This window comes from Streptomyces sp. NPDC059456 (genome assembly GCF_042750055.1).
Lineage (GTDB): Bacteria > Actinomycetota > Actinomycetes > Streptomycetales > Streptomycetaceae > Streptomyces.
In genome coordinates this window covers 1-7057 of the sequence record NZ_JBHYVA010000454.1, presented here as the reverse complement: position 1 = coordinate 7057, position 7057 = coordinate 1, and the positions used below count along the sequence as shown (strand labels likewise).

The 7057-nt window shown below is 72.2% G+C and carries 7 protein-coding genes; 2 read left to right on the top strand and 5 right to left on the bottom strand.

What is annotated here, in order from left to right; genetic code table 11:
* Positions 1–24: 24 nt before the first annotated feature.
* On the bottom strand, positions 25–1497 hold the full coding sequence (locus ACFXA3_RS30110) for an ATP-binding protein (protein WP_385191747.1): 1473 nt from the start codon (positions 1495–1497) through the stop codon (positions 25–27).
* Positions 1490–2173 (bottom strand): response regulator transcription factor, encoded by a 684-nt coding sequence (locus tag ACFXA3_RS30105; protein WP_385191745.1) that lies wholly within the window; start codon positions 2171–2173, stop codon positions 1490–1492. Before ACFXA3_RS30105 ends, ACFXA3_RS30110 begins: the two co-directional genes overlap by 8 nt.
* Before the next feature lie 264 nt (positions 2174–2437).
* Between ACFXA3_RS30105 and groES the strand changes: the two genes are divergently transcribed.
* Both groES and groL read left to right on the top strand, forming a co-directional pair.
* Positions 2438–2746 carry a co-chaperone GroES gene (groES, locus tag ACFXA3_RS30100; protein ID WP_030154760.1) on the top strand — a complete coding sequence of 103 codons (309 nt, stop codon included), beginning with the start codon at positions 2438–2440 and terminating at the stop codon, positions 2744–2746.
* A gap of 109 nt (positions 2747–2855) precedes the next feature.
* The gene (gene groL / locus ACFXA3_RS30095) at positions 2856–4481 is read left to right on the top strand and encodes a chaperonin GroEL (protein ID WP_054222504.1); all 1626 of its coding nucleotides are present in this window, start codon (positions 2856–2858) and stop codon (positions 4479–4481) included.
* A gap of 69 nt (positions 4482–4550) precedes the next feature.
* On the opposite strand, the gene ACFXA3_RS30090 is transcribed toward groL, so the two are convergent.
* The 3 genes from ACFXA3_RS30090 to ACFXA3_RS30080 all read right to left on the bottom strand — a co-directional run bounded on the left by ACFXA3_RS30090 (position 4551) and on the right by ACFXA3_RS30080 (position 6935).
* On the bottom strand, positions 4551–5240 hold the full coding sequence (locus ACFXA3_RS30090) for an ester cyclase (RefSeq protein ID WP_385191743.1): 690 nt from the start codon (positions 5238–5240) through the stop codon (positions 4551–4553).
* A gap of 79 nt (positions 5241–5319) precedes the next feature.
* Positions 5320–6093, bottom strand: coding sequence for an SDR family NAD(P)-dependent oxidoreductase (locus ACFXA3_RS30085; RefSeq protein ID WP_385191742.1), 774 nt, complete (start codon positions 6091–6093; stop codon positions 5320–5322).
* 188 nt (positions 6094–6281) lie between these two features.
* On the bottom strand, positions 6282–6935 hold the full coding sequence (locus ACFXA3_RS30080; protein ID WP_385191740.1) for an MOSC domain-containing protein: 654 nt from the start codon (positions 6933–6935) through the stop codon (positions 6282–6284).
* Between the last annotated feature and the right edge of the window lie 122 nt (positions 6936–7057).

Genomic DNA, 7057 nt, shown 5'->3' with positions numbered 1-7057 from the left:
GTCCTGAGGGTCCTGAAGGCGCGATCAGGACTCCCCGGCCCGCAGCCCCCCGGCCCGCAGCCCCTCTGCCCGCGGCCCCGTGGGCCGCTGTACCGGGTCCTGTCCCACCGGCCGCCCCGGGCCCGGCCCGGGCGCCGGCAGGCGCAGGACCAGGCGGATGCCGCGGCCGCCGGCCGCGCGCGGCGGCAGGGCGAGGGCGTCGCCGCCGTGGGCGCGGGCGATCTCGCGGACGATGGCCAGGCCGAGGCCGGTGCCGCCGCCGGTGCGGCCCCGGTCCGCGTCGAGCCGTACGAACCGCTCGAAGACCCGGTCCCGGTCCGGCTCCGGGATGCCGGGGCCGTCGTCCTCGACCTCCAGGACCACGCAGGGGCCGCGCTCCGCGGACGCCTCGGCGGCCGCCCGTACGACGACCCCCGTACGGGCGTGCCGCAGCGCGTTGTCCACCAGGTTGGCCAGCGCCCGTTCCAGCCGCGCCGGGTCCCCGGCCGCCGGTACGGGCGCCGGCGCGTCCAGCCGGAGCGGGACCCGCGGGGCCGGGCGCCGGGCCAGGTCCTCGGCGGCCAGCAGGGCCAGGTCCACGGGCTCGGTCCGCGGCACCGGGCCGCCGTCGAGGCGGGCCAGCAGCAGCAGGTCCGCGGCGATGCGCTGGAGCCGCTCCGTGTCGGCCAGCGCGGCGGCGACGGACTCCCGGTCGGGGCGGTCCACGGCCAGCGCCACCTCCAGCCGGGACCGGATCGCGGCGAGCGGATTGCGCAGCTCGTGCGAGGCGTCGGCGGTGAACTGCCGCTGCCGGGCGTCGGACCGCTCCAGCCGGTCGAGGGTGGCGTTGACGGTCCGGGCCAGCCGGGCGATCTCGTCCGCGCCGCCCGGATCCGGAACCCGGCGGTCCAGCTCGCTGGCGGTGACCGCCGCCAGCCCAGTCCGGATCGCGGTGACCGGGCGCAGCGCATGCCCCGTCACCCACCAGGCCAGGGCCGCCGCGAAGGCGATCAGCGGGGGTGCGCCGGCCAGCAGGCCGAGCGCGATGGCCCGGGTCGCGTCGTCGACGTCGCCGAGCACGGTGACGGCGTACACCTCGTGCGCTCCCGGTGCCTCGACCGCCACCACCGCGCGCCGTTCCGCGCCGGGGTGCGCGGGCGGGAGGACCGCGGACCGGGAGTCCTCCCCGGCGGCGGCGCCGGGCGCGGGCGGCCGCAGACCGCCGAGGTCGGGGGCGTCCCCGGGGTCGCCGGTGGAGGCGACGGTCCGCCCCTGCGCGTCCCGTACGAGGACCAGGTCCACCCCGCTCTCCGGCGCGGGCAGCCGTCCGCCGGGCGGCAGGGCGTGGCCGTCGAGCTGCGCGGCGACCTTGCGGGCGGCGAGCTCGGTGCGGTTGGTGGTGTTGTCGAGCAGGTTGGCCCGCAGCAGGGTGTACAGCCACAGGCCGCCGCCGGCCAGGACGGCGGCCATCGCGAGCGCGGCGGCGACGGCCGCGCGGCGCCGGAGCGGGCTAGCCACCGTCCTGGGCCATCCGGTAGCCGATGCCGTGGACGGTGAGGATCGAGCGGCGGCCGAAGGGGGCGTCGATCTTCTTGCGCAGCGAGGAGACGTACACCTCGACGATGTTCGGGTCGATGGCGTGCGGGGTGTCCCACACCTGGTCCAGGATGTCCTGCTTGGCGACGGCCCGCCCGGGCTGCTCCATCAGGCAGGCGAGTACGCCGAGCTCGCGGGCGGTGAGCTCGATGTCCCGGGCGCCGCGACGGCAGCGGCGGGCGGCGGGGTCGAGGAGGAGGTCGCCGGCCTGGAGGGTCGCGGGGTCCTTGGCGGTGGCGGCCGCACGGCGGGCGAGGGCGCGCAGACGGGCGGCCAGGACGACGAACGAGAACGGCTTGGTGAGGTAGTCGTCGGCGCCGCAGTCGAGGCCCTCGGCCTCGTCGTACTCGCCGTCCTTGGCGGTCAGCATGAGCACGGGCGTGGGGTCGCCGTCGGCGCGCATGCGGGTGCAGATCTCGTAGCCGCTGAGGCCGGGCAGCATCAGGTCGAGGAGGACGGCGTCGTACGGAGCGGTGCGGACGAGCTCCAGGCCGCGGTGGCCGTCGTGGGCGACGTCGACCCAGTGGCCGTCGGCGGAAAGGCCGCGCCGCAGGGAATCGGCGAGGCCCTCTTCGTCTTCGACCACGAGAATGCGCACCCCACCAACTGTCACACACCCCCGGTCCCGGCCCGGGCGGGGTCCGGGGCGCCGCCGGAGCCCCGGAAGACGAGAACCCGAGCGGAGCGTGTTGGCACTCCGCTTGACCGAGTGCTAATCGCCGGAATAGTCTCGCACCTGGCACTCGCCACCGGTGAGTGCCAACACAGCGACGGGCAGGTCCGGCACCCGCGACGACGGATCCACCTGGTCGCCACCTCAGACAGTTAGCCCCGTGAGATCTCCGAAGGGGGAGGTCGGATCGTGACGACCACCAGCTCCAAGGTTGCCATCAAGCCGCTCGAGGACCGCATCGTGGTCCAGCCGCTCGACGCCGAGCAGACCACGGCTTCCGGCCTGGTCATCCCGGACACCGCGAAGGAGAAGCCCCAGGAGGGCGTCGTCCTCGCCGTGGGCCCGGGCCGCTTCGAGGACGGCCAGCGTCTCCCGCTGGACGTCAGCGTCGGCGACATCGTGCTGTACAGCAAGTACGGCGGCACCGAAGTGAAGTACAGCGGCGAGGAGTACCTCGTCCTCTCGGCCCGCGACGTGCTCGCGATCATCGAGAAGTAATTCACCGAAGCATTGCTTTGAGCTGCGCCCCTGGTCACCCCGCTGATTGCCGGGCGGCAAGGGGCGCAGTTCGTTAAACCCGAGTTTTCGAGAGGGCTGAACCGCTCCCATGGCGAAGATCCTGAAGTTCGACGAGGACGCCCGTCGCGCCCTCGAGCGCGGCGTCAACAAGCTTGCCGACACGGTCAAGGTGACGATCGGCCCCAAGGGCCGCAACGTCGTCATCGACAAGAAGTTCGGCGCCCCCACCATCACCAACGACGGTGTCACCATCGCCCGCGAGGTCGAGCTGGACGACCCGTACGAGAACCTGGGCGCGCAGCTCGTGAAGGAGGTGGCGACCAAGACCAACGACATCGCGGGTGACGGCACCACCACCGCCACCGTGCTGGCCCAGGCGCTGGTCCGCGAGGGTCTGCGCAACGTCGCCGCGGGTGCTTCCCCGGCCGCCCTGAAGAAGGGCATCGACGCCGCGGTCAAGGCCGTGTCCGAGGAGCTCCTCGCGACCGCCCGCCCGATCGAGGACAAGTCCGACATCGCCGCCGTGGCCGCGCTCTCCGCGCAGGACCAGCAGGTCGGCGAGCTCATCGCCGAGGCGATGGACAAGGTCGGCAAGGACGGTGTCATCACCGTCGAGGAGTCCAACACCTTCGGCCTGGAGCTGGAGTTCACCGAGGGCATGGCCTTCGACAAGGGCTACCTCTCGCCGTACATGGTCACCGACCAGGAGCGTATGGAGGCCGTCCTCGACGACCCGTACATCCTGATCAACCAGGGCAAGATCTCCTCCATCCAGGACCTGCTGCCCCTGCTGGAGAAGGTCATCCAGGCCGGCGGCTCCCGCCCGCTGCTGATCATCGCCGAGGACGTCGAGGGCGAGGCGCTCTCCACCCTCGTCGTCAACAAGATCCGCGGCACCTTCAACGCGGTGGCCGTCAAGGCCCCCGGCTTCGGTGACCGCCGCAAGGCGATGCTCCAGGACATGGCCACCCTCACCGGTGCCACCGTCATCGCCGAGGAGGTCGGCCTCAAGCTCGACCAGGCCGGTCTGGACGTCCTCGGTTCCGCGCGCCGCGTGACCATCTCCAAGGACGACACCACGATCGTCGACGGTGCCGGCAGCTCCGACGAGGTCCTCGGCCGCGTCAACCAGATCAAGGCCGAGATCGAGTCCACGGACTCGGACTGGGACCGCGAGAAGCTGCAGGAGCGCCTGGCGAAGCTCGCCGGCGGCGTCTGCGTCATCAAGGTCGGCGCCGCCACCGAGGTGGAGCTCAAGGAGAAGAAGCACCGCCTCGAGGACGCCATCTCGGCGACCCGCGCCGCGGTCGAGGAGGGCATCGTCTCCGGCGGTGGCTCCGCGCTCGTCCACGCCGTGAAGGTGCTCGAGGGCAACCTGGGCCTGTCCGGCGACGAGGGCACGGGTGTCGCGGTCGTCCGCCGCGCCGCCGTCGAGCCGCTGCGCTGGATCGCCGAGAACGCCGGCCTCGAGGGCTACGTCATCACCTCGAAGGTGGCGGAGCTCGACAAGGGCAACGGCTTCAACGCCGCCACCGGCGAGTACGGCGACCTGGTCAAGGCCGGCGTCATCGACCCGGTCAAGGTCACCCGTTCCGCGCTGGAGAACGCCGCTTCCATCGCCTCCCTGCTGCTCACGACCGAGACCCTGGTCGTCGAGAAGCCGGCCGAGGAAGAGGCCGACGCCCACGGTCACGGCCACGGTCACAGCCACTGATCGCGCCCCACACAGGTAAGGCCCCGTTCCGCATGGCGGAACGGGGCCGTCCCCGTGGGCGGGGCGGCGTCACATGGCACCGAGTTCCCTCATCAGGCGCATGGCGTCGTAGTGCCACCAGCCTTCCTTGATCATTCCGTCCTGGCAGCGGAAGACCGTCGTGCCGGTCATCGTGCAGTCCTTGCCGGTCGGGGCGATCCCCATGAACTCGCCCTTGTGCTTGCCGTTGAAGGTCCACATCGTGGTGACGTAGTCGTCCTGCGCCATCTGGGCGTCCCGCGTGAAGGTGAAGTCGAAGGCGCTGCGCCACATCCCGACGTCCTCGCGGATGCCGTCGCGGCCGACCTTCACCTCGGGCCGGCTGATGTCGTGGTCCCGGTAGTCCATCGCGAAGATCTCGTCCACGACGGACATGTCGCCCTTCATCGCGACCTCTTCGTACATGCGGTTGGCGAGCAGCGCGTTGAGGTGCTCGTCGCGCACGACGTCCAGGTTGGTGAACCGGGGCATCCCGTCGCAGAGGGCCATCATCTCCTGGAACATCCGGTCCGTCTCCGGGAGGTGAGAGTTCTTCATGGCCGCTTCGTACGACGGGAATTCGACGACGTCGACGAAGTGCGTGTCGGACTCGCGGTCCCTGCCCACCACGGAGTGGGACACGGTGCGCTTGCCCTTCGTCTTCGCCAGGTACCGGTCGATGACCTCGTTGACGGCCTCGGGCTTGCTGGTCTCGTAATCGACTATTTGTACGAATGTCATGGTGCACTCCCGGGCTGGATGGGACACGTCCAGTTTAGGGAGATTTCACCCGGTCGGCCGGTTCACCCGGCCGGGCGGATCACTGGGGCCCGTACTTGCGGCCCGTGCGCGAGGACACTCCGCCCAGCAGCCCGCGCGGCGTCAGCTTCACCACGCCCATCAGCGCCTTGTACCGGGGGTCCGGGACGGAGACGGTCTTGCCGCGGGCCAGGTCGGCCAGGGCCGCCGCCACCAGCTTGTCCGCGTCCAGCCACATCCAGTTGGGGATGTTGTCCGTGCCCATGCCGGCGCGCTGGTGGAACTCGGTCCGGACGAAGCCGGGGCACAGCGCCATCAGCCGTACGCCCGAGCCCCCCAGGTCCCTCGCCGCGCCCTGGGTGAACTGCACGACCCAGGCCTTGCTCGCCCCGTACGTGCCGCGCGGCAGGAACGCCGCCACCGAGGCCACGTTGATGACGCCGCCGCGGCCGCGCGAGCGCATCGAGTCGGTGGCCGCCGAGGTCAGCCGCAGGACGGCCTCGATGTGCACCTTCAGCATGGTCAGCTCGTCGGCCATCGAGACTTCGAGGTACCGGCCCCTGTTGCCGAATCCCGCGTTGTTGACCAGCAGGTCCACCGGGTGCGTCCGGTCGCCGAGGCGCTGCTCGACCGCCGCGATGCCCTCGTCGGTGGACAGGTCGGCGGTCAGCACCTCGGCCTCGATGCCGTGGCGGTCGTGCAGCTCGGTCGCCTGCTCGCCCAGCCGCTTCGTGTCGCGTGCCACCAGCACGAGGTTGTGGCCCTGGGCGGCGAGCCGCCGGGCGAAAGCGGCGCCGATGCCCGCCGTGGATCCCGTAATCAACGCAGTCGTCATAGGCGCAACCTAGCCGCCCTTCGCGACAGCTCAAGGGGAGCCCGCCGGGCGGTACCCCTTCGTGACGGTTCGCGCCGCGGACCGTCGCTTGCCGCTGCGGAACCACTACTTCCGGCTACGGCCGGGGGGTTCCGGCCGCCCCGGGGCCTACTCCCGGGCCGGCTCCGGCACTTCCGTGCGCGCCCGCTTCATCTCCCGTACTTCTCCAGGTGCGCGCGGACCGTCTCGTGCCCCTGCGGCTCCATCGCCGCCCCCGCCGCCAGCGTCCGCGGGAGGAGCGAGCGGTCGGTGGTGAAGGCCCGGAACCAGAGTTCCACCGTCACGTCGTGGTCCGGGCGGTGCACGATCTCGACGCGGTCGCCGGGGGAGACCTCACCCTCCCGGACCACGCGCAGGTACGCACCCGGCCGCGCGGCCCGCGTGTACCGCTTGACCCAGGCCTTCTCGCCGAGGGCCCCCTGGAAGGTGCGGCACGGGATGCGGGCCGAGGCCACTTCGAGGACCAGGTCCGTGCCGATCCGCCAGCGTTCGCCGAGCAGGGCGCCGGTCAGGTCGAGGCCGGTGGTGGTGAGGTTCTCGCCGAAGAGCCCCGCGGGCAGTGCGCGGCCCAGCTCGGCCTCCCACCAGTCGAGGTCCTCGCGCGCGTAGGCGTAGACGGCCTGGTGGTCCCCGCCGTGGTGGCGCAGGTCGCAGACGGCGTCGCCGGCGAGCCCGCTCGCGCCGACGCCCTTGGGGCCGGGGGCGGACACGCGGACCGGGCCGGGGACCGGGCGCTTGCCGATACCGGTCACCCCGCCCTCCGCGTCGGTGTAGTCGACGGCCTGTGCGCGGCCGATGTTCACGGAGAGGACGCGCCGGGGCGCGACGCGTGCGGCCGGCGGGCCGCCCGGGGTGGGGTCTCATCTAAACAAAAACCAACCCACCAGACCCCAATCGATCGCGGGGGGTGGGGGGGGGGGGGGTA